This window comes from Paenibacillus sp. 1SOY10, from assembly GCF_056836745.1.
In genome coordinates this window covers 106689-128612 of sequence record NZ_JBXENK010000009.1, presented here as the reverse complement: position 1 = coordinate 128612, position 21924 = coordinate 106689, and the positions used below count along the sequence as shown (strand labels likewise).

Below are 21924 nucleotides of genomic sequence, written 5' to 3'. Positions count from 1 at the left end.
TTCCATGAAATTTGCAGTTCTCGTATTTCCCGGCTCCAACTGTGACATCGACTGCTACAAAGCGGTTGAAGATGGCCTTGGAGAATCCGTCGATTACGTGTGGCATACGGCTACTGATCTGTCAGCTTACGATTGCATTATCGTTCCCGGAGGCTTCTCCTATGGTGATTACCTGCGGTGCGGGGCGATTTCCCGCTTTGCTCCAGTGATGAATGAGGTCGCCAAAGCGGCGGAGCAAGGTAAATATGTGCTTGGTATTTGTAACGGATTTCAAATTTTGACGGAGGCCGGCCTGCTGCCAGGAACGCTGCGTCGCAATATGTCGCTGAAGTTCCGCTGTCATGATACCGTCCTGCGCGTCGAGAATAACGAAAATCCGTTCACCTCGCTTTATGAGGCAGGCGAAGAGATCACGATTCCAATTGCGCATGGTGAAGGTAACTATTATTGTGACGAGGCTACCTTGGCTGAGTTGCAGCAAAATAAACAAATCATTTTCCGTTATACCGATAATCCGAACGGCTCGGTGGACGATATCGCCGGGATTTCCAATCAGCGTGGCAACGTGGTGGGCATGATGCCTCACCCGGAGCGTGCGGTAGATGCGGTACTTGGTTCGGTGGATGGCAAGAAAATGTTCACATCTATTTTGAAGGCTTGGAGGGATCGGCATGAGTCAGCAAGTGTCCGCTAAGGAACCGAATACGGAGCAAATCGCGGAGCAGCAAATTTACAAACAAATGGGCGTATCGGACAGTGAATATGAGCTGATCTGTGGATTCCTGGGACGGAAGCCGAACTATACGGAAATCGGCGTATTTAGCGTGATGTGGTCCGAGCATTGTGCTTATAAAAATTCCAAGCCACTGCTGCGTCGCTTCCCGACTAGCGGTCCTCGCGTCTTGATGGGACCGGGTGAAGGTGCAGGGATCGTAGATATTGGCGATAACCAGGCGGTTGTGTTCAAGATCGAAAGCCACAACCATCCATCCGCAGTGGAACCTTACCAAGGTGCGGCTACGGGCGTGGGCGGGATTATCCGCGACATTTTCTCCATGGGCTCAAGACCGATTGCGGTGCTTAACTCCTTGCGCTTCGGCAAACTGGAGAGCGACCGGGTCAAATATTTGTTCGAGCATGTTGTATCCGGGATTGCGGGCTATGGCAACTGTATCGGGATTCCGACCGTCGGCGGCGAAGTCGTGTTCGATGAGAGCTATGACGGCAATCCGCTGGTTAATGCGATGTGTGTTGGCTTGATTGACCATGACAAGATTCAACGCGGCGTTGCTAAGGGCGTAGGGAATCCGGTGTTCTATGTTGGACCACCAACTGGACGAGATGGTATTCACGGCGCGACATTTGCTTCCGAGGAACTGACGGAGGAATCCGAAGCGAGACGGACGGCGGTGCAGGTCGGTGATCCATTCATGGAGAAGCTGGTTATGGAAGCCTGTCTGGAACTGATCGATACGGGCATCGTATTGGGGATTCAGGACATGGGTGCGGCAGGCCTCACCTGCTCCAGTGCCGAAATGGCGAGCAAGGCGGGCAACGGTCTGGAGTTGTATCTGGATGAAGTGCCGCAACGTGAGGAAGGCATGACGGCTTACGAAATGATGCTGTCCGAGTCTCAGGAACGCATGTTGTTCGTCGTGGAGCCAAAGGATGAGGCACAGGCCCTGGAAATATTCGAACGTTGGGGCGTCATTTGTGCCAAGGTGGGTAAAGTAACGGACGATGGCCGTCTGAAGCTGTATCATCACGGGGAAGTTGTTGGCGATATGCCGGTTACGGCGTTGGTTGACGAGTGCCCGATCTACGATAAGCCATCGGCTGTACCCGCTTATTACGAGCAAAATGCGAATGTGGACCCGCTTCGCTATGACGAGGTGAAGGATCTAGGCGCAGCTCTGGATCAAGTGTTGGCTTCGCCTACCGTAGCGAGCAAGGCTTGGGTCTACAACCAATACGACTATATGGTGCGGACCAGCACAGCAGTCCGTCCAGGCTCTGACGCAGCGGTGGTGACCATCCATGGTACGCGAAAGGCACTGGCGATGACAACCGATTGTAACGGACGATTCGTATATCTTGATCCAGAGGTGGGCGGCCGGATCGCGGTCAGCGAAGCAGCACGCAATATTGTCTGCTCCGGTGCCGAGCCATTGGCGATTACGGATAACCTGAACTTCGGAAGTCCGGAGAAGCCAGATATTTTCTGGCAGATGGAACGCTCCGTAGATGGTATGGCGGAAGCTTGCCGCGAGCTTGAGACGCCGGTAATCGGCGGTAACGTGAGTTTGTACAACGAGAACGCTCAAGGTGCTATTTATCCAACCCCAGTGGTGGGCATGGTGGGCCTTGTACATGATACGGATCATATTACGACCCAAGGCTTCAAGTCAGAGGGAGATGTTGTCTTCCTGCTTGGCGAGACGAAGGCCGAGCTTGGCGGCAGCGAGTTCCAATCCGTCATTCATGGCTTGGTGGAGGGTCGTCCGCCGCAGCTTGACCTGGCGGTTGAGAAGAAGCTGCTGGGTGCAGTGCTGGAAGCCATTCAAGGCGGCCTGGTTCGCTCGGCTCATGACTTGTCGGACGGGGGACTGGGCGTAGCTTTGGCCGAATCCTGCATCAGCGGGAACCTGGGTGCCAAGGTTGACTTGACCAGCGAGCTTCGTCCGGACGTGTTCTTGTTTAGCGAATCGCAATCACGCATTCTGCTGTCGGCAGCACCGGAGCAGGCAGATGCCTTGCAACAGTTGATTGAGGGCAAGGGTGTTCCTGTCGCTCGCATCGGTAAGGTTGGCGGTGCCGAATTGAACGTGTCTGTGAACGGAACCACGGCAGTGAGTCGGCCGGTAGAGCAGTTGAAACGCACCTGGGAGGATGTCATTCCATGTCTGATGAAATAATGCCGCAAGGGCTATGGACAGGAGATTACTATAATGAAGGAGCGGGTCGGATCGACCCGTTCGATACCTTGCGCGAGGAGTGCGGCGTGTTTGGCGTGTTCGGTCATGCCGAAGCCGCCTCGCTCTCGTATTACGGGCTTCATGCCTTGCAGCATCGCGGGGAAGAGAGCGCCGGGATCTGTGTTGCCGGTGGCGAGGATTTCAACTATCACCGCAGCATGGGGCTGGTGAAGGAGGTCTTCGACCGCGATAAGCTGGCTTCGCTGAAGGGCGACCGCTCCATCGGCCATGTGCGCTACTCCACGAGCGGAGATAGCAAGCTGACCAATGCGCAGCCGCTGATCTTCAAGTATCGGGACGGCGATCTGGCCGTGGCGACCAACGGGAACATCGTGAATGCGCCGAAGATTCGCCGGGAGCTGGAGCAAAGCGGGTCGATCTTTCAAACAACCAGCGATACTGAGGTGATTGCGCATTTGATCGCCCGTTCCTCCAAGGACTTCGTTGCGGCAGCGAAGGATGCGCTCAGCCAGCTTGTAGGGGGCTTTGCCTTCCTGCTGTTGACCAACGATAAGCTGATCGCTGCCAGTGACCCGAACGGGTTGCGGCCGCTGGTGATGGGACGGCTTGGTGATGCTTACCTGTTCTCATCGGAGACCTGTGCCTTCGAGGTGGTTGGCGCGGAGACAATTCGGGAGATTCAGCCAGGCGAAATGCTGGTGCTAGACCGGGATGGTATGTATGAGGAGCGGTATGCCCCGGCAGGGCGCAAGGCGCTTTGCGCGATGGAATATATTTATTTTGCCCGCCCGGATAGTGATATGAATGGGTCGAACCTGCATGCCAGCCGCAAGCGGATGGGACAGGTTATGGCGCAGGAATCCTTCGTGGATGCGGACGTTGTAACCGGGGTACCGGATTCCAGTATCTCGGCTGCCATTGGTTACGCAGAGCAGACCGGAATTCCGTATGAGATGGGCTTGATCAAAAATAAATACACTGGCCGCACGTTCATTCAGCCTAGCCAGGAGCTCCGCGAGCAAGGGGTCAAGATGAAGCTGAGCGCTGTGCGCAAGGTGGTCGAGGGCAAGCGCGTTGTTATGATTGACGATTCTATCGTTCGTGGCACGACCTCACGCCGGATTGTGAACCTGCTTCGCGAAGCGGGCGCGACGGAGGTGCATGTGCGTATTACATCTCCACCTTTTAAGAATCCATGCTTCTACGGCATTGATACCCCCAATCGTGATGAACTGATTGCATCCTATAAATCGATTGAGGAGATTTGCCGGGAGATTCATGCCGATTCCCTGGAATTCCTGAGTCCCAAAGGCCTGATTCAGGCTGTGGATGGTGGCAACGCCGGAGACTACAAGGGTGGCTTATGCATGGCTTGCTTCGACAATGATTACCCGACCCAAACGGATTTTGACGGAGAAGAGAAGTTCGGTTGTACTTGCTAATGCTGTGAGGATTCGACTTATTTTACGACATGAAATATTTTGTTGATTTTTGGTAAAATCGTTAATGTGAGCATGAAGCAAATTTTGAAGAGCTATGAAAATGAACCTAAGGAGTGTGTCCCTCTCGTGTCAGAAGCATACAAGAAGGCCGGTGTCGATATCGCAGCCGGGAATGAAGCGGTTGAACGGATGAAAAAGCACGTCAAACGGACGTTTCGTCCGGAGGTTATGACGGATTTAGGCGGTTTTGGCGCTTTGTTCGGCTTGAACAAGGATAAATATGCGGAGCCTGTGCTTGTGTCCGGAACGGACGGCGTGGGCACGAAGCTGAAGCTTGCCTTTGCGATGGACAAGCATGATACGATCGGCATCGACGCGGTTGCAATGTGCGTTAACGACGTGGTCGTGCAAGGCGCGGAGCCGTTGTTCTTCCTGGATTATCTGGCTTGCGACAAGGTGGTTCCTGAGAAGATAGAGGCAATTGTTGCCGGTATCGCGGAGGGATGTCATCAGTCCGGTTGTGCGCTGATCGGTGGCGAAACAGCCGAGATGCCCGGCATGTACAGCGAAGGGGAATACGATATTGCCGGCTTTACCGTAGGGGTTGTCGACAAGAGCAAGATCATCAACGGCAGTTCCATCAAGCCTGGGGATACGGTGATTGGCCTTGCTTCCAGCGGTGTGCACAGTAACGGCTTCTCGCTGGTACGCAAGCTGCTGCTTGAGGAAGCAGGTTATGATCTGCATGACAAGCTTGATGCGCTTGATGGGCAGGTCCTGGGCGATGTGCTGTTGACGCCTACGAAGCTGTATGTGAAGCCGGTGCTGTCGCTGCTGGAGCAGGTAGATGTGAAGGGCATGGCTCATATTACCGGCGGTGGATTCATTGAGAACATTCCGCGTGTGTTGCCGGAGAATGTCAATGTTGAAGTGGCCTATGGCTCTTGGCCGATCTTGCCGATCTTTGATGTGCTGCAACAGCAAGGTAATGTCACCCATCGGGATATGTTCACGACGTTTAACATGGGTATCGGGTTGGTCATTATCGTAGCCGAAGAGCAAGCGGAAGCTGCAGCAGAGGCGTTGCGTGCTGCGGGCGAAACCCCTTATGTTATCGGCCGGGTTACTGAAGGCACCCGCGAGGTTACCTTCACGGGAGCAGACGTATAATGGCACAAGGCTATCAGATTGCCGTGTTCGCTTCGGGACAAGGCAGTAATTTTCAAAATTTGCTTGATGCTTCGCGAGCAGGAGGTTTGGCTGCGGAGATTGTACTCTTGGTATGCGATAAGCCCCAGGCCCCTGTGGTCGAGCGGGCACGCCAGGCAGGGGTTGAATGCTTCTTGTTCGACCCGAAGGCATACGCGCGCCGGGAGGATTACGAAGCGGAAATCGCTGTGAAGTTGAACAGCTTGCAGGTCGATTTGATCGTGCTGGCCGGGTATATGAGACTGTTAACCCCCGTATTGGTGGAAGCTTACGCCGGGAGAATGATCAATATCCACCCCTCTCTGTTGCCTGCTTTTCCTGGTAAAAATGCGATAGGACAAGCTTTGGACTATGGCGTTAAAGTGACAGGTGCTACGGTACATTTGGTAGATGGGGGCATGGATACGGGTGCTGTGGTTGCGCAAACGGTGGTGGAAGTTGCCGCAGAGGATACGCTCCAGTCGCTGGAGGCCAAAATTCATGCTGCCGAGCAGGAGTTGTATCCGCAGGTTGTGTCGTGGTTTGCAGAAGGCCGCATTCGTGTAGAGGGCCGGAAGGTAATGGTGTTACCTGCTCCATAGTGGGCTGGGAGTCTCGTCTGCTTTGATGAGAAATGGCGCCTTGGGGCACTCCATCAGTCATCAAGCTTGCATAATGCGTAAGTTGTCGCCACAAACGTTCAGGGGTTTCGATATTTCCCGAGAAATATCGGGCAAGATTCGCCAAATAAAGGAGGAGCCGATAGTGAGTATAAAGAGAGCGCTCGTAAGCGTATCGGATAAAACAGGCATCGTAGACTTTTGCCGTGAGCTGTCGCAGTTGGGAGTGGAAATTATCTCGACCGGAGGTACGAAAAACCTGTTGTCGAAGGAAGGGGTTCCGGTTATCGGTATCTCCGAAGTCACCGGATTTTCGGAAATTCTGGATGGACGGGTCAAAACCTTGCATCCGGCAGTTCATAGTGGATTGCTGGCTGTGCGTGACAGCAGTGAGCATCAGGCACAAATGAAGGAGCTCGGTCTGGATTATATTGACTTAGTGGTGGTAAATCTGTATCCGTTCCAAGAGACGATTGCCAAGCCTGACGTGGCCTATGAGGATGCGATCGAGAATATTGATATCGGCGGACCTACGATGCTTCGTTCAGCAGCTAAAAATCATGCCTTCGTTAGCGTGGTTGTTGATGCGGCTGATTATGGCACCGTGCTGGAGGAGGTTCGTGCAGGTGGAGATACGACGCTAGATACGCGTAAGCAACTAGCTGCCAAAGTGTTCCGTCACACGGCTTCTTACGATGCTCTGATCTCGGATTACTTGTCTAATGTGAACGGCGATCCTTTGCCTGAACGATATACGGTAACTTATGAGAAAATTCAGGATTTGCGTTATGGCGAAAATCCGCATCAGAAGGCAGCCTTCTACCGCAAGCCACTGGCGGGTGCAGATACTTTAACCCAAGCCGAGCAGTTGCATGGCAAGGAGCTGTCCTACAACAATATTAATGATGCGAATGCAGCGCTGCAAATCGTTAAAGAATTTGAGGAGCCTGCTGTAGTGGCAGTCAAGCATATGAATCCTTGTGGCGTTGGCGTAGGTTCCAGCGTGCTGGAGGCTTATCAGAAGGCTTATGCAGCCGATCCAGTGTCAATCTTCGGCGGCATTGTAGCCGCTAACCGGATTATTGATGAGGATACCGCGCTGTTGCTGAAAGAAATTTTCCTGGAGATTGTGCTGGCGCCAGGCTTTACTGAGGAAGCGTTGGGAATTTTGACCCAGAAGAAAAACATTCGTCTGTTGAAGCTGGGTGGACTGGAGCTTGGTGCTAGCCGCAGCAGTCAGTTCGTCGTGACCTCTATCGATGGGGGTATGGTGGTTCAGGATAGCGATGTTCATACGTTGCAGGAGTCTGACATTACGGTAGTGACTGATCGCAAGCCAACTGAAGCGGAACTGAAGCAATTGCTGTTCGGTTGGAAGGTCGTTAAGCATGTGAAATCGAATGCGATTGTGCTCGCTAAGGACGACATGACCATTGGCGTAGGTGCCGGGCAAATGAACCGCGTAGGTGCGGCGAAAATCGCCATCGAGCAAGCTGGGGAACAAGCCAAGGGTAGTATCCTTGCATCGGATGCGTTCTTCCCGATGGGTGACACGCTGGAATATGCGGCCAAGGCCGGCATTACGGCGGTCATTCAGCCGGGCGGCTCGGTGAGAGACGAAGAGTCGATCAAGGTAGCCAACGAGCATGGCATTGCCATGGTGTTCACCGGCGTACGCCACTTCAAGCACTAGAAGGCCAAGCCAAACGGCAGACCGCTGCGGCGGCCTGCCGTTTTTCGGCTGAAAGTGTGGTGCGGGGTGGGATGCTGGCGACGCGGTGCTCGGGAGCTTGATTTTCTGGTGCGTGCGCTCCCAGGCATGGCATGAATATGCTGGCAGCATCAGAAACCATACAGTTGTGGACCACAACTTTCGTGGAAGCACACACGGCTGTTGAACACATACGGTGGGAAACGCATACGGCTGAGGAACATATACAGCGGTGAATACATCCGGTCGTGGAAGAATAGCTAGAAGAGTCGGTTGGAGCAAGAGTTAAAGAATGGCTAAGGCATCATTAACTGAGGGACATAATAGTTGGTTGCGGTTGTGTGGCTAGGGATTAATGAAGAAAGTAGCTGGGGGAAGTAGTGGGAGTTAACTTAAAGTAGCTTTAGTTTGTGTAGTGGCTTCTGGAGTAGCTTGTTAGCAAATTGTGGGGGAATTGAGGTAAGGTGGCTGGAATAGAAACACTTTTTGCTCATTAGTGGGAAAACCTCCTGCTAATTTGCCGATATTGGCCAAATAAGGTGAATTAGCTGGAAAATCTCCTGTTAATTCGTGCAAAAAAGGCAGTATCGGCCGTTTAACCCCAAATTAGAGGGAGAATTTCCCGTTAAATAGGGTAATGAGCAAATAGAGTTAAATTAGCAGGAGAAATTCCAGTTAATCTGCCACCTCTCAGAATTACACCCAGGCTACACTCCTTAAACTACGTTTTCACGTAACTAGTCCCCCATTACACTCATCATTCACACTCTAAATTAGTTACACTCACTCTAGATCAGGTAATCTACTCTTTATCTACGAATTAAATTTTAACTTTTGGAGCTATCACATTACTTAAAGGGAACACCAGGCAAGTTGAGTTGAGTGAGGAGGAGACGTAGACGTATGGATATTTTGGTGATTGGCGGGGGCGGTCGTGAACATGCGATTTGTTGGAGTTTGGCGAAGAGCCCCAAGGCCGATAAAATTTATTGCGCGCCGGGTAACGCTGGCATTGGACAAATTGCTGAACTAGTACCGCTTCAGGTAAATGAGTTTGAGAAGTTGGCGGCCTTTGCTGAGGAGCGCAAGGTGGGCCTGGTGGTGGTTGGCCCTGATGATCCGCTAGCGGACGGGATTGTCGATGTGTTCGAAGCCAAGCAAATCCCTGTGTTTGGACCACGTAAAAATGCAGCGGAGATCGAGGGTAGCAAGACGTTCATGAAGGATCTGCTGCATAAATACGGTATTCCTACAGCCGCTTACCAGAAGTTCGACAATTACGAGCAAGCACTGGAGTATTTGCGGAGCCAGTCCATCCCCATTGTCATCAAGGCAGATGGACTAGCGGCCGGTAAGGGGGTAACCGTGGCGTTCTCCCTTGAAGAGGCGGAAGCCGCATTGAAAAATATTATGGTTGATAAGGTATTCGGCGCCTCTGGAAGTCAGGTCGTCATTGAGGAATTCCTGGAAGGACAGGAAATGTCGATTTTGGCATTTGTGGACGGCGAGACAGTACGCCCGATGTCGGCCGCACAAGATCACAAGCAGGTCTATGATGGTGACAAGGGACCCAATACGGGTGGAATGGGAACCTATTCGCCATTGCCACATATCGCAGATCACATCATTCAGGAAGCGGTGGAGACCATTATCAAGCCTACCGCCAAAGCCATGGTGGCTGAAGGCCGTCCGTTCCGTGGCGTTCTGTTCGCTGGGCTAATGATCACCCCGGATGGTAAGCCTAAGACGATTGAGTTCAACGCTCGCTTCGGTGATCCGGAGACGCAGGTGGTATTGCCAAGACTCAAGAGTGATTTGCTAGATATTTTCCTGGCGGCGGTTAACGGGACATTGGACCAAATCGATATCGAGTGGAGCGAAGAAGCGGCAGTCTGTGTGGTGCTGGCCTCCGGCGGCTATCCGGCCTCCTATCCAAAGGGCTTGCCCATTCAAGGGCTGGACAAGGTGCCTTCGGAGGCGTTGGTATTCCATGCTGGAACGGCCAAGAATGAGAGGGACGAATGGGTGACGAACGGTGGCCGCGTGCTGGGCGTTGTTGGCTTGGGTGGCTCTATTTCGGAAGCCCGGGACAAGGCTTATGCCGCGGCTGAGCAGATCGAATTTGATGGGAAACACAGCCGGACCGATATTGCGGCAAAAGCGCTCATTTAAAAGTGAGGAACAAAGTTGCCGTAGGATGGGTACGGTAAGCACGTAGATGGTGCGCTAAGGAACCAAGTGCCATGACACACACCGTTTAATTGTTATAACAAGCACGCAGTCCCCTTCCGCAAGAAGCTCACCCTCTTAAACTTGGATAAACATTCAGGATAGGGAGATACTACGCGGGAGGAGGCGATCTATAGTGAGCGATAAGATGAAGGAAATGCTGCCCGTCTCGCGCGAAAAAGTGGAAACGGACGGTGTTTATCGGGACGAGACAGGACGCGAGGAATCGCTACAGAAGGGCGAGGAATTCCCAACCGATCCGGTCTATGGTACGGTGGAGTGGGAACTGACCGAATTGGCTCAAGAGACCACCTCTGAGGGTCACACGGATGATCGCTTGATACCCAAGAAGGACTAGCCTGTCCATTCATTTGCAGTTGCATCTGCCTCTCCATGTCTGGCCTCGAGCCGGGTGGAGAGGCATTCATTTTTTGTGCCAAATCGGGCGAATTCCTAGTGTTTACCACAATTTTAGATAAATAGCTTGAACCGAAGGCGGTTTCAGGTGTACTTTTATAAGCATGAGAGATATAACCCAAAGTGAGGAGAAAGTCATGAACCAGGCGGAGAGACAAACGGTGGGCATGGAGGATATCGTCAAGGCGCACCATGTACTTAAGGAAGTTGTGGTTAGAACCCCGTTGCAGCTTGATGCGACGTTATCGTCTAAATATGAGTGCAACGTTTATTTAAAGCGGGAAGACCTGCAAGTGGTCCGCTCTTTCAAAATTCGCGGGGCCTACAATATGATTCGCAGCCTGCAACCGGAGGATTGGGAGAAGGGGATCGTATGCGCCAGTGCGGGGAACCACGCTCAAGGCGTAGCCTTCTCTTGCAATGCGCTGGGCATTCAAGGCAAGATTTATATGCCTAGTACGACACCTAATCAGAAGGTCAAGCAAGTCAAACGCTTTGGCGGTTCCCACGTGGAGGTGGTCCTCATCGGAGATACTTATGATGATGCTTATGCTGAAGCTATGAAGGCCTGTAGTGAAAATGGCATGACCTTTATCCATCCCTTCGATGATCCTAAGATTGTAGCGGGTAACGGGACAATCGGGATGGAGATTATGGAGAGTCTGACCTCACCAGCCGATTATGTGTTTGTGACCATTGGCGGGGGCGGACTGGTCTCGGGAGTCGGTACCTATCTCAAAACGGTAAGTCCCACGACGCAAATCATTGGCGTAGAGCCCGCAGGGGCAGCGTCTATGATCGCTTCGCTCAAGCAGAAGAAGGTTGTCACCCTGGAGTCCATCGACAAGTTCGTTGACGGTGCGGCGGTCAAGCGGGTGGGGGATCTCAACTTCGAGATTTGTTCGACGATGCTGGATGATGTGGTGCGCGTACCGGAAGGCAAGGCTTGTACGACGATATTGGAGTTGTACAATGATAGCGCAATTGTTGTGGAACCCGCCGGAGCCTTGCCGGTCTCAGCGCTGGATATGTACCGGGAGCAGATCCGGGGCAAGACGGTCGTATGCGTCATTAGCGGTGGCAATAACGATATTGACCGGATGCAGGAAATGAAGGAACGTTCCTTGATTTATGAGGGACTCAAGCATTATTTCCTGATTAACTTTCCGCAACGGGCAGGCGCCCTCCGTGAATTCCTGGAAGAGGTGCTTGGACCCAACGACGACATTACCCGGTTTGAATATACCAAGAAGCATAACAAAGAGAACGGCCCGGCGCTCGTGGGCATTGAATTGAGCGACAAAGCCGATTATGAAGCGTTGGTGGAACGCATGGTGTCCAAGGGCATTGCTTATACAGAGCTAAACCGGGATTTGAATTTATTTAATTTGTTAATCTGATCAATAGATAGAACCATGTTGTGGCGGGCGAAGTGGATTCGGTCGGTACATGAACATCGTGAAGTTGTCCCTTAGGGACAACTTCTTTTTTTTCTAATTTGACTTTACAACATCAAATTACTAGTGTACTATTTAACTATAACACCGACACGATGAAGGAGTGAACAAAATGATCGCAGAGGAGCAGGTGCTTACACAGACCACCGATACGGCTCATAAATCGGGCGAGATTGTATTGTCCGTGAAGCAAGCGACCAAGAAAATCGGTAATAAGACGATTGTAGATAGATTGTCCTTTGATCTTCGTCAAGGGGAAATCGTAGGGCTGCTGGGTCCCAACGGAGCAGGGAAAACGACGACCATCCGTATGATTGTTGGATTAATCGGCATGACGGAAGGAGACGTTGTGGTCAAGGGGACCAGCATACGTCAGGGTTTTGCCAAAGCGATTGCCGAAATCGGGGGAATTATCGAGAACCCGGAGTTCTATCCGTATATGAGCGGGAATGACAACCTGAAGCAATACCAGCGAATGAGTGGAGGCATCGACGAGGTAAGATTGCAGGAGGTTACCCGGCTGGTGGGGCTGGAACATGCCATTCACAAACGGGTCAAGACTTATTCGCTGGGTATGCGGCAACGGCTTGGCATCGCGCAGGCGCTACTACACAAGCCTTCCATTCTTATCCTGGATGAACCAACCAACGGGCTTGATCCGGCGGGGATTCGGGAGATGCGGGATTATTTGAAGCAGATCGCAAGTGAGCAAGGGATTGCCGTACTGGTCTCCAGCCATCTGCTCTCGGAGATGGAATTGATGTGTAGCCGCGTCGTTGTGATTCAGGAAGGGAAATTCGTCACGGAACGTGCTTTGGGTGCAGCCGTGGGAGAACCTGACGCTATAAGGGTGAATATCACCTTGCGTGTTGACGATGCCGACCGGACCAAGGCACTACTGGTGAGAATAGAGGATATTCGCTTGCTTGGACTAAGTGCAGAACGTGGGCAGATTACGATTTCGGTACGTGACAGCGATATTCCCGATATCGTTAACACCCTTGGCAACGAGGGCATCCGGCTGTACCGGATCGAAGAAGTCAAGTCGTCTCTAGAGGATGAATTCTTGAAATGGACGGGAGGCAAGCAACATGCGTAGCATGGTCGGATTGGTAACCAACGAATGGTTGAAAATGTCTAAGAAGCGCAGCTTCTTCGTGGCTTATGCACTGATTGCAGCCGCGATTGCTTTAATGCTGTATGTTTTACATGCTTTTGCTCCCGCCGGGGAAGGCATGTTCCTGCCTGATATTATGACGATTGTACTGTCCAAGAACGGCATCGGTCAGATGGTGGTGGTGCTTGCCATCATTGGTACCGCCGGCAGCGTGGCCAAGGAACATAGCCTTGGAACCATCAAGCTGCTGCTGATTCGTTCACAGACCCGTAGTAGCATTCTGGCCTCGAAGTACATCACGGTGCTGTTGTACACGCTGACGCTTTGCCTGTTTACTTTGGTATGCGGCTGGATTGGCGGCGGAATGGTGTTTGGTTTTGACCTTCAAGGCCACGCTTTTGGCGGATTTTTGGAGTTGATGCTCTATCTGTGGATTTATGCAGTGGTGTTCGCTACGCTCAGCTTCCTTGTTGGTATTCTTACCCGCTCGACCGGGGCTACCATCGGAATTGGCATGTTCCTGTTGATGATGGAATCGCTGGTAGTCACTTTGCTATCCAGATACGATATCGTCAAATATCTGATCTTCACGAATGCGGATTTATCGGTATACACAAGTGGCAATCCGCCATTTGAAGGCATGAACTTGGCCTTTTCGTCCACGGTGCTTGCTGCTTATCTGATCTTGTTTCTTGCAGCCGGATTTATTGTATTCCAGAAGAGGGATGTTGCGTAATGAAAAATGAAGCTGCTCTTAACTGCGGGTATATACCCGCTCGCAGTTCTGCGGCATACGGCGGAAAGGAGCACAAGGAATCATGAGCATTGAATTTGATAATAACTTGCCGATTTATTTGCAAATCATGAATTATTTAAAACGCGAAATCGTAACAGGCAAACTGAAGGCCGGAGATAAGATCCCTTCGGTACGTGAGCTTGCAGCAGATTTGCAAATTAATCCGAATACCGTGCAACGGACTTTTCAGGAATTGGAGCGTGAAGCTGTTGTGGAAACAAAACGTGGACTTGGCCGATATGTGACGAATGAGGAAGGAAAAATCATGAGTATCAAAAAGGAAATGGCGGGTGAACTGCTGGACCGTTTTATCGGTGGCATGCAGGAGCTTGGTTTTTCCAGTCAGGATATCGCTACGATTGTTAGTGAAGCCGTGAAAACGGAAGAACCGCAATAGAGAGGAGAACCCAAGCATGAATTCATTATTGGAAGTAGATAAAGTATCAAAGACATACGGAGGCAAAATAGCCCTCCATCAGGTTTCTTTCAACCTGAACCCAGGCAAGATTATTGGACTGCTCGGCACGAACGGTAGCGGGAAAAGCACACTGATGAAGGCGGTAGCTGGGCTGATTCATCCTACACAGGGACAAATTAAGGTTAATGGGACGCCAGTGGGCCTGGAGACGAAATCGCTGGTATCCTTTATGCCGGACCGCCCGTTGACGGAATCCTGGATGAAGGTGCGTGATGCTATCGGCTTCTATCGGGACTTCTACTCTGATTTTGACCAGCAGAAGGCTCGTACAATGCTCGACTTCATGGGACTTCGCGAAAGTGATCGAATCAGTGCCTTGTCCAAAGGAATGAATGAACGGTTGCAATTGACCCTGACGTTGTCGAGAAATGCCAGACTATATCTGCTCGATGAGCCGATTGGCGGCGTAGACCCTGTAGCCAGAGGGAAAATCCTTGATGCGATTGTGGAGTTCTATAATGAAGACGCAAGTCTTGTTGTCTCTACACATCTGGTACGCGACATTGAGCGGATCTTTGACGAGGTGATCTTTATCCGTGATGGAGAGATCGTGATGCAGGAGGAAGTGGAGAACCTGCGGATTAAATATGGCAAGAGCGTTGACGACATGTTCAAAGAGGTGTTTGCAGAATGATGAAGCTATTGAAATACGAATGGAAACGGAATGCCAATACCCTGCTTAGTGTATTCTTCGTACTCATTGTTGCCCAGATTGCAGTTGCGACTGTCGGTCATTATCGGAACTGGGTGGATGCTGCGATTGTAACGTTGACCATCCTGCTATATGTCGCGGCAGCGATGATTATGATTGTCACGGTCTCCAAGACATTTAGCTACAATATCAGGGCTTATCATCGGCGCTTGCTGCCGGTTCACTCGGTATGGACGATACTTTCACCCCTTTTGTTAAGCTGGATCGTACTTATCGTGCTCCTGGGAATCATCGCCATACATGGTGGACTGTACATTCAGTTCTTAGGATATCCTTTTGAGATACAAGAACTATTTCGCTCCATTCATCTTAGTGACTGGTTGTTGAATATCGGCCTCATTGTATGGGCCTATACGCTGTTAATTGTGATGATCTTTGTCTCCATGCTGATCGGAGCCAGCGTAAGCATTCGGGGCAAAGCGGGAACCTGGATGGGCATTCTTGCATTCATTATTATACAGTATGTCCTATTCTGGTTAGAGGACCTCTTTTTCAAAGACGCTGACACCTCAAACTTTATGTTCGGTGTGTTTGAATCAGAATCCGGATCAGTGACCGTTCAAGCTGGAGGCTTCAACTTTATGGCCTGGGGGCCCTTCCTCTTTGAACTCGTTGTCGCCGGTTTGTTGGTCTGGTTGATGAGCTATCTGCTGAAAAGACGAGCGGAAATTTAAATAGAGACGACAAAGCCCCGCAGGAGATGTGCTAGTAGGCGCATAAATCTCCTGCGGGGCTTTGTGATTAATTCTCGCTTAGATATGACGAGGCCGGAGGAGAATGAAGAAGATTTGTCCGACCAGGCCGATAGCAAAGATGATAAGACTGTCCCATGGCGATACGGTAAACGATGGCGTCACCCGGTTAAGTAGTGCCCCGATGAATATAACGGCAACGGCAATCCCGATGTAGAGGCCAAAGGAGCGGAGGTTAAAGCTGCGAGCAGAGGGATAGCGGGGCGTGCTGGCTGTAGCCGTAGTTCCCGCAACATCGGAGCCCCCTGACTGCTCTGTCCTGCCGGGATTAGCCAGGAACCGCGTAACCAATTCAATAAGCACGATGGACAGGCCAGCCATAATGAGGAGCGAAGAGCTGCTGATTACGGTGTATTCCATGCTGCCATCAAACCATTTGCTGAAGAAGCCGGTAATCATGTAGATAAAGAAGACCCAGGTCAAAGCGATCCAAGGAATCATCGTATAGTATCTAATCTTGGCTCCCAGCGTACGGGGCCTCCCCCTTTGCATATCATCGGTTAGTTGTTCACAGTAGACGCTCGGATCATCTCCAAACAGGTCTGCTGCGGAGACTCCTTTACCTTGGCTATAACCATCCGCCGAGCAAGATCAAGCAGTAACTTCTCACCTTTGACGGGGCTCAAGGGATTGGATTCGGAGTGGAAAAATTCGAGCATGCGGTTAAAATAGACCTGATTATCCGGATTCATTTGCCGATAGAGCGGCTTCAATTCACCGGTTAACTTCTGCGCATTCATGAATAAGGGGTCTCCTTCCGGTCTGATTATCCCTCGTAGTATACTGCAAGTTTTGCCTTGTCTGCAAGGAGCCGATTGACACCTGGCGGGCGGCAGTGATAAGATAAATCCATAAATCATATTAAACTTATCGGAATTAAGAGTATAAAGTTCCTGCCAAGGAACGGGACAGGGGGAAGCACCGGTATGGAAAGACAAATTATTATCAAGCACGGAAGCGAGGAAATTGCGGCCAGTATCCATTATCCTGCTCAGAGCAAGCAGGAGGGACGCTGCCATCGTGCTCCACTTACCATTATCTGCCACGGATTTGTAGGCAACCGTATTGGTGTAGATCGGTTATTTCTCAAGACGGCCCGGGAATTGGCTGCGGAGGGATACCTTGTACTGCGCTTTGATTATTTGGGCTGCGGAGAGAGTAGTGGTAACTATGGAGAGCATGGTGTAGAATCGCTGATTGCCCAGACCAGGGCTGTACTCGATTATGGCTTGGGGGCGTTTGATATTGATCCTACCCGGGTGTCCCTGATTGGGCATAGCCTGGGAGGAGCCATTGCCTTGCTGACGGGAATTCGTGATCGTCGGGTTAAGAATCTCGTTCTGTGGGCATCTGTGGGGTATCCGTACAGTGATATTGTGAAGATTACGGGTCGAGAGGTCTATGACCAGGCCGTAAAGCAAGGCCGTGCTGATTATTTAGGCTATGGGCTGACCAAAGCTTATTTTAATTCACTGGGAGAATTCCAGCCGTTCCAGGAGGCCTCTAAATTTACAGGAGATGTACTTGTCGTTCATGGCACCTCGGATGATGATATCCCGGCAGATTATGCTTTCTTGTATCAGAAGGTATTCTGGTTGCGCCCAGAAGGCCGCTGCGACAAGGAGATCATCTTCCAGGCAAATCATACATTCTCCACGGGAGAGCACCAGCAGCAATTAATCCGCAAGACCAAGGAGTGGTTGGGTGGTCTGGAGGCGGCCCAAGCCGAATGGCAGAACTGGATGATTTAGAAGAATCCCCTACCTACATCATATGAAAGTGGTAAAAAACTTTCTGAAAGGATACAATGGAGGTGTAACCATACTGGTGTAGGGAGGTTTGAGAGTGATGTCTCAGCCTGCATTGTTTATCGCACATGGATCACCTACTTTAGCTATTGAACAAAATGCTTATACGGAATTTCTCCGGCAATTGGGGCAGGAGACGCTGAAGCCACCCAGAGCCATCGTGGTGTTCACGGCTCATTGGGACTCACCGGTCCAATGGCTAACGTCGGATGCGCAGCATACGACGATGCATGATTATTACGGATTTCCGGATGAAATGTATACGATTGATTATCCCGCACCGGGCAGCCCGGAGCTGAGCGAAGAAGTGGGAGCCATATTTCAGGCCCACAATTTGCCTTACAAACGTTCAGAGGGAAGAGGACTTGATCACGGAGCCTGGGTTGTCTTGCGGCTGATGTTCCCGGAAGCGGGCATTCCAGTCATCGCCTTGTCCGTAGATGCCAAGCGGACGCCAGAGGAACAATATGCTATCGGTAAAATGCTATCCGAATTAAGGCACCGTAACATTCTGGTGATTGCCAGCGGCGGGCTGGTACACAATTTACGCATGCTCGACAGCACGGCAGAGGAGCCAGTCGATTGGGCAGTGGAATTCGACGATTGGGTTGGAGACCAACTGCAAAGCTGGAATTTGCATCAATTATTCGACTATGACCGGAAGGCCCCGCATGTGCGGATGGCGGTTCCCTCTTATGGGAAGGAGCATTTTGTACCCTTACTCTACGCCATGGGCGCAGCGGATGATGAACGCCGGGCAGTCAAGCTGTTCCAGGATTATCAATTTGGCAGCTTAAGTTTGAATTGCTGGCGGTTTGGTGGCGAATAATCGCTCCCTACAAGCTTGCTAAATAAGCGCAGAACCTGCATTAGCGGGCTCTGCGCTTTTGTGTTTTTATATGGAGGTCTGGTGAACCTCTGGGTCTTTGTCTTCCCTGATTTAGGTTATTCAACGTATACTATAGGTAGTTCAAAAAGTCATCTTTTGATTACGAAGCGGTTCACGAAGTGAATTCGACATCGAATCTTGAATTCAGCCGGGCTAAGCATAGGCTTCCGTAGTATGTTTCTTACAGAAACATTTCAGTTGCTCACGTACCCACTACGTACGCTCCGCTACTCAGCCCCTAGCTTCATCCAACCTTCTTGGTACTAAAAACCTAACTTTTTGAACACGCACTATAAACACTAATATTAGAAAATCCAGGGATAACGGAGGAATTGTATTTTGAAATTTTCGAAGGTTATTTCCATATTACTGATGTCCAGCTTGATCTTGTTATCTGCCTGTGGAGACGCAGGTCAAGCGGCTTCCCCTGCAGAGGGAATTACGCCCCCTCCGGTGATTGAAGCGGATGAATCTGAAGAAATTGTGGAGCCCCCGGCTCCTGCCTATATTGCCCCACTGACAGGCATGCCCTCAGAGGAACCGATCACCCGGAGACCGCTGGCCATTATGATCAACAATGCTCCGGCGGCCCGTCCACAATCAGGCTTAATCGACGCGGATGTAGTGTACGAGGTACTGGCTGAGGGAGGGGTGACCCGCCTGGTGTCCTTGTACCAAAGCAAAACCGACAACGCCAAGATCGGCCCCATTCGTAGCATTCGTCCTTATATGATCGACTTGGGCGAGAGCTATCATGCGGTGACGGTGCATGCGGGTGCAAGCAATGATGCCTATGCTATCCTGCAGGCCAAACGCAAGGATGATTTGGACGAAATTTCGAACGCGGGCTCTTACTTCTGGCGGGACAAGTCCCGGAAGGCTCCGCATAACCTGTACTCTAATGTGGAAACCTTGCTGGAAGGGACATCAAAACGTGGCTACGAGACCGAAGCGGAACGTACGTTAGGTTATGTTTTTTATCCGGAAAACGAAGGTCCCAGCACGCTAGAGAAAGCGAGCACGGTAGAAATTAAGTTCCAATTGGACAGCTACCGGGTCGGCTATGAATTTGACGCGGCTACCGGCGTGTATAAACGGTCAATTAACGAGAAGCCACATAATGATCTGGAAAGTGGAGAGCAGCTCACTGCCGCGAACGTAGTTGTGATGGGGGCGGATCATCGGGTGCTTGACGATATCGGACGTTTACAGGTGGGGCTGACCTTGGGAGGCGAGGCGGTACTGTTCCAGCAAGGACATGTGGTTCGCGCCCGGTGGATTCGGGAGGACAATGACATCATAAGGTTCGTTAAGGACAATCAGGAAGTGCCGATGGTTCCCGGACAAACCTATATCCATATCGTGCCGAATGCGCCGGATTTCGACAGTCATGTAAAGGCAGAGTAAACGAAAAAACAAGGAAAATGAGATTTTATGGATATAAAAGGATAACTATGGAATCCTGAAAGGGCTTTCCCTCGAATTTCGGTGAAATGTTTGCGACATTATTAACCATGTGTTAAAAGGTTGTGATAAGATAATCAGGGCTATGTAAAATTTCTTTCAGAAAATAGCCTATACCGAGAAAAGGGGGGATCCTGATGCGAGTAAGAAAGAAAGATATTTTCTTCCAAACGTTAGAGAACATGGCGGATGCCATCGTGCATTCGGCTGATTATTTTGCGCAGCAGGTAGCGGAATTCAAGGATGTTGAAGCCTTCGCCAAGCGAATGAAGGAATTCGAATCCCAGTGCGATGAGTATACCCATACGATCATCGTAGAATTGAACAAAACTTTCATCACACCGATTGAGCGCGATGACATCATGCATTTGATTACGGCGCTGGATGATGTGATTGACGGGCTTGAGGCCACGACGTCGCGGTTCTTCATGTATCATTTGACGGAACCGGATGAATATATTGCCCGTTTTGCTGAAATTTTGCGTACATCGGCTTATGAAATTCAGAAGGCCGTTCATTTGCTGTCCCAGAAGAAGCTGCTGGCGATCCGCGAGTATACGATTCGTTTGAACGACTTGGAGAATCAGGGCGATGAATTGTTGCGTATTTGCATCAAGGAATTGTTTATGAAGGTTACCGATCCGATTGAGCTGATCAAGAAGAAAGAAATCTATGAGCGGCTTGAAACGACGACGGACGCATGCGAGAAAGTGGCTAACATGCTGGAATCCATCATCATGCGTAATTCTTAAGAACTTTCATTACATTCGATTCCCGGGAGGTTGGAATTGCGCGGATTCACATAGAGAGATAGCCATCTGTGCAAAAAAGCTATGGATACGAGTTTACTGATTATTTTAATCGTTATCTTTTTGGCGCTGGCGTTTGACTTCATCAACGGCTTTCATGATACGGCAAATGCCATAGCGACCTCAGTGTCGACGCGTGCATTGAAGCCGCGAACAGCAATTATGATGGCGGCTGTCATGAACTTCTTGGGCGCGATTATGTTCACCGGCGTTGCCAAGACGATTGGTGGAAGCGTGGCTGACCCCGCGAAGCTGGATAACGGCCTGGAGATACTTGTCGCTACGTTGCTGTCGGCGATTATATGGAATCTGATTACCTGGTGGTTCGGGATTCCTTCATCTTCGTCACATGCCTTGATTGGCTCCCTGGCAGGTGCGGTGTATGTCGGTGCCGGATCTGAGAAGTTGAACTGGAGCGGATTCAAAACGATTATTGAAGGATTGATCTTCTCCCCACTGCTGGCCTTTGGACTTGGCTTCATCGTGATGATGATCCTGAAATGGATCTTCGCACGTCGTAGTCCCCATACGGTCAACAAGGGCTTCCGTTCGATGCAAATCCTGACGGCTGCCTTGCAGAGCTTCACGCATGGTACGAATGATGCGCAGAAGGCGATGGGAATTATCACGTTTGCTTTGGTTACGGCCGGATTCCAGGATCATATGGAAGTCCCGCTGTGGGTTAAGCTTTCGGCAGCTACGGCGATGGCGCTAGGAACGTCGATCGGCGGCTGGAAAATTATCAAGACAATGGGTACCAAGATATTCAAGATTGAACCGATTAACGGTTTTGCTTCGGATATCTCAGCGGCATCTGTTATCTTTGGAGCTACGCTGTTTCACTTGCCGGTCAGCACTACGCATGCGATTACATCGGCAATTCTGGGCGTCGGCTCTGCCAAACGCTTCTCCGCTGTACGTTGGTCAATGGCGGGGCGAATTGTCATTGCTTGGGTCATTACGATTCCAATTGTGTTCCTGATGGCCGGAGGAATTTATAAATTGTTGTTCTAGGGTAATGCAGCGTAGAAAGCCAATCTTTGGAGATTGGCTTTTTTGAATTGTCGGCAGACTTGTCTAAGGCCAAGCAGCAACGCCG

Annotated in this window: 21 protein-coding genes; 19 read left to right on the top strand and 2 right to left on the bottom strand. The window is 50.8% G+C overall.

Annotation, left to right across the window (positions count from 1 at the left end; all coding sequences use genetic code 11):
• Positions 1-4: 4 nt before the first annotated feature.
• From purQ to AC1VOR_RS18565, 14 genes are all read left to right on the top strand, one after another.
• Positions 5-694: a phosphoribosylformylglycinamidine synthase subunit PurQ gene (gene purQ / locus AC1VOR_RS18630; RefSeq protein WP_482620009.1), complete on the top strand. Its 690-nt coding sequence runs from the start codon at positions 5-7 to the stop codon at positions 692-694.
• Entirely contained in the window at positions 672-2915 is a 2244-nt protein-coding gene (gene purL / locus AC1VOR_RS18625; RefSeq protein WP_482620007.1) for a phosphoribosylformylglycinamidine synthase subunit PurL, read from the top strand. The genes purQ and purL overlap by 23 nt, the downstream gene beginning before the upstream one ends.
• Positions 2900-4378, top strand: coding sequence for an amidophosphoribosyltransferase (gene purF, locus AC1VOR_RS18620; protein WP_482620005.1), 1479 nt, complete (start codon positions 2900-2902; stop codon positions 4376-4378). Before purL ends, purF begins: the two co-directional genes overlap by 16 nt.
• 126 nt (positions 4379-4504) lie before the next feature.
• Positions 4505-5548, top strand: a complete 1044-nt coding sequence (gene purM / locus AC1VOR_RS18615; protein ID WP_482620003.1) for a phosphoribosylformylglycinamidine cyclo-ligase — start codon at positions 4505-4507, stop codon at positions 5546-5548.
• A complete protein-coding gene (gene purN / locus AC1VOR_RS18610; protein WP_482620001.1) occupies positions 5548-6168 on the top strand; it encodes a phosphoribosylglycinamide formyltransferase in 621 nt (206 codons plus the stop codon). The genes purM and purN overlap by 1 nt, the downstream gene beginning before the upstream one ends.
• 163 nt (positions 6169-6331) lie before the next feature.
• Positions 6332-7879 (top strand): bifunctional phosphoribosylaminoimidazolecarboxamide formyltransferase/IMP cyclohydrolase, encoded by a 1548-nt coding sequence (gene purH, locus AC1VOR_RS18605; protein ID WP_482620000.1) that lies wholly within the window; start codon positions 6332-6334, stop codon positions 7877-7879.
• A 921-nt stretch (positions 7880-8800) separates the two neighbouring features.
• Positions 8801-10069, top strand: coding sequence for a phosphoribosylamine--glycine ligase (purD, locus tag AC1VOR_RS18600; RefSeq protein ID WP_482619998.1), 1269 nt, complete (start codon positions 8801-8803; stop codon positions 10067-10069).
• 193 nt (positions 10070-10262) lie between these two features.
• Positions 10263-10484 carry a hypothetical protein gene (locus AC1VOR_RS18595; RefSeq protein ID WP_482619996.1) on the top strand — a complete coding sequence of 74 codons (222 nt, stop codon included), beginning with the start codon at positions 10263-10265 and terminating at the stop codon, positions 10482-10484.
• 196 nt (positions 10485-10680) lie between these two features.
• Positions 10681-11943, top strand: coding sequence for a threonine ammonia-lyase IlvA (ilvA, locus tag AC1VOR_RS18590; protein ID WP_059050630.1), 1263 nt, complete (start codon positions 10681-10683; stop codon positions 11941-11943).
• A 169-nt stretch (positions 11944-12112) separates the two neighbouring features.
• Entirely contained in the window at positions 12113-13099 is a 987-nt protein-coding gene (locus AC1VOR_RS18585; RefSeq protein ID WP_482619994.1) for an ABC transporter ATP-binding protein, read from the top strand.
• Complete coding sequence (locus tag AC1VOR_RS18580; protein WP_482619992.1) at positions 13092-13853, top strand: ABC transporter permease; 762 nt, start codon at positions 13092-13094, stop codon at positions 13851-13853. Before AC1VOR_RS18585 ends, AC1VOR_RS18580 begins: the two co-directional genes overlap by 8 nt.
• An 82-nt stretch (positions 13854-13935) precedes the next feature.
• Complete coding sequence (locus AC1VOR_RS18575; RefSeq protein WP_059050637.1) at positions 13936-14310, top strand: GntR family transcriptional regulator; 375 nt, start codon at positions 13936-13938, stop codon at positions 14308-14310.
• Positions 14311-14326: 16 nt separating this feature from the next.
• A complete protein-coding gene (locus AC1VOR_RS18570; protein ID WP_482619990.1) occupies positions 14327-15025 on the top strand; it encodes an ABC transporter ATP-binding protein in 699 nt (232 codons plus the stop codon).
• Positions 15022-15777 (top strand): hypothetical protein, encoded by a 756-nt coding sequence (locus AC1VOR_RS18565; RefSeq protein ID WP_482619988.1) that lies wholly within the window; start codon positions 15022-15024, stop codon positions 15775-15777. The genes AC1VOR_RS18570 and AC1VOR_RS18565 overlap by 4 nt, the downstream gene beginning before the upstream one ends.
• 78 nt (positions 15778-15855) lie before the next feature.
• Here the strand turns inward: AC1VOR_RS18565 and AC1VOR_RS18560 are convergent, their stop codons facing one another.
• Positions 15856-16296, bottom strand: a complete 441-nt coding sequence (locus AC1VOR_RS18560) for a hypothetical protein (protein WP_482619986.1) — start codon at positions 16294-16296, stop codon at positions 15856-15858.
• A 59-nt stretch (positions 16297-16355) separates the two neighbouring features.
• Positions 16356-16595, bottom strand: a complete 240-nt coding sequence (locus tag AC1VOR_RS18555; RefSeq protein WP_482619985.1) for a hypothetical protein — start codon at positions 16593-16595, stop codon at positions 16356-16358.
• Positions 16596-16781: 186 nt separating this feature from the next.
• On the opposite strand from AC1VOR_RS18555, the gene AC1VOR_RS18550 reads away from it, so the two are divergent.
• From AC1VOR_RS18550 to AC1VOR_RS18530, 5 genes are all read left to right on the top strand, one after another.
• On the top strand, positions 16782-17606 hold the full coding sequence (locus AC1VOR_RS18550) for an alpha/beta hydrolase family protein (RefSeq protein WP_482619983.1): 825 nt from the start codon (positions 16782-16784) through the stop codon (positions 17604-17606).
• A 97-nt stretch (positions 17607-17703) separates the two neighbouring features.
• Positions 17704-18492 (top strand): DODA-type extradiol aromatic ring-opening family dioxygenase, encoded by a 789-nt coding sequence (locus AC1VOR_RS18545; protein ID WP_482619982.1) that lies wholly within the window; start codon positions 17704-17706, stop codon positions 18490-18492.
• A 399-nt stretch (positions 18493-18891) separates the two neighbouring features.
• Positions 18892-19959 (top strand): DUF3048 domain-containing protein, encoded by a 1068-nt coding sequence (locus AC1VOR_RS18540; RefSeq protein ID WP_482619981.1) that lies wholly within the window; start codon positions 18892-18894, stop codon positions 19957-19959.
• A gap of 194 nt (positions 19960-20153) precedes the next feature.
• Positions 20154-20768: a DUF47 domain-containing protein gene (locus tag AC1VOR_RS18535; RefSeq protein WP_059050649.1), complete on the top strand. Its 615-nt coding sequence runs from the start codon at positions 20154-20156 to the stop codon at positions 20766-20768.
• An 81-nt stretch (positions 20769-20849) separates the two neighbouring features.
• Positions 20850-21839, top strand: a complete 990-nt coding sequence (locus tag AC1VOR_RS18530) for an inorganic phosphate transporter (RefSeq protein WP_059050651.1) — start codon at positions 20850-20852, stop codon at positions 21837-21839.
• Positions 21840-21924: the final 85 nt, after the last annotated feature.

What these genes read in the sequence shown, in the direction of transcription:
- AC1VOR_RS18580 (WP_482619992.1), top strand. Translation starts at nt 13,092, where the DNA reads ATGCGTAGCATGGTCGGATTGGTAACCAACGAATGGTTGAAAATGTCT.
- AC1VOR_RS18555 (WP_482619985.1), bottom strand. Translation starts at nt 16,595, where the DNA reads ATGAATGCGCAGAAGTTAACCGGTGAATTGAAGCCGCTCTATCGGCAA.
- purD (WP_482619998.1), top strand. Translation starts at nt 8,801, where the DNA reads ATGGATATTTTGGTGATTGGCGGGGGCGGTCGTGAACATGCGATTTGT.
- AC1VOR_RS18550 (WP_482619983.1), top strand. Translation starts at nt 16,782, where the DNA reads ATGGAAAGACAAATTATTATCAAGCACGGAAGCGAGGAAATTGCGGCC.
- purF (WP_482620005.1), top strand. Translation starts at nt 2,900, where the DNA reads ATGTCTGATGAAATAATGCCGCAAGGGCTATGGACAGGAGATTACTAT.
- AC1VOR_RS18565 (WP_482619988.1), top strand. Translation starts at nt 15,022, where the DNA reads ATGATGAAGCTATTGAAATACGAATGGAAACGGAATGCCAATACCCTG.
- purL (WP_482620007.1), top strand. Translation starts at nt 672, where the DNA reads ATGAGTCAGCAAGTGTCCGCTAAGGAACCGAATACGGAGCAAATCGCG.
- AC1VOR_RS18530 (WP_059050651.1), top strand. Translation starts at nt 20,850, where the DNA reads ATGGATACGAGTTTACTGATTATTTTAATCGTTATCTTTTTGGCGCTG.
- AC1VOR_RS18535 (WP_059050649.1), top strand. Translation starts at nt 20,154, where the DNA reads ATGCGAGTAAGAAAGAAAGATATTTTCTTCCAAACGTTAGAGAACATG.
- AC1VOR_RS18560 (WP_482619986.1), bottom strand. Translation starts at nt 16,296, where the DNA reads ATGATTCCTTGGATCGCTTTGACCTGGGTCTTCTTTATCTACATGATT.
- AC1VOR_RS18585 (WP_482619994.1), top strand. Translation starts at nt 12,113, where the DNA reads ATGATCGCAGAGGAGCAGGTGCTTACACAGACCACCGATACGGCTCAT.
- AC1VOR_RS18575 (WP_059050637.1), top strand. Translation starts at nt 13,936, where the DNA reads ATGAGCATTGAATTTGATAATAACTTGCCGATTTATTTGCAAATCATG.
- ilvA (WP_059050630.1), top strand. Translation starts at nt 10,681, where the DNA reads ATGAACCAGGCGGAGAGACAAACGGTGGGCATGGAGGATATCGTCAAG.
- purQ (WP_482620009.1), top strand. Translation starts at nt 5, where the DNA reads ATGAAATTTGCAGTTCTCGTATTTCCCGGCTCCAACTGTGACATCGAC.
- AC1VOR_RS18570 (WP_482619990.1), top strand. Translation starts at nt 14,327, where the DNA reads ATGAATTCATTATTGGAAGTAGATAAAGTATCAAAGACATACGGAGGC.
- purN (WP_482620001.1), top strand. Translation starts at nt 5,548, where the DNA reads ATGGCACAAGGCTATCAGATTGCCGTGTTCGCTTCGGGACAAGGCAGT.
- AC1VOR_RS18545 (WP_482619982.1), top strand. Translation starts at nt 17,704, where the DNA reads ATGTCTCAGCCTGCATTGTTTATCGCACATGGATCACCTACTTTAGCT.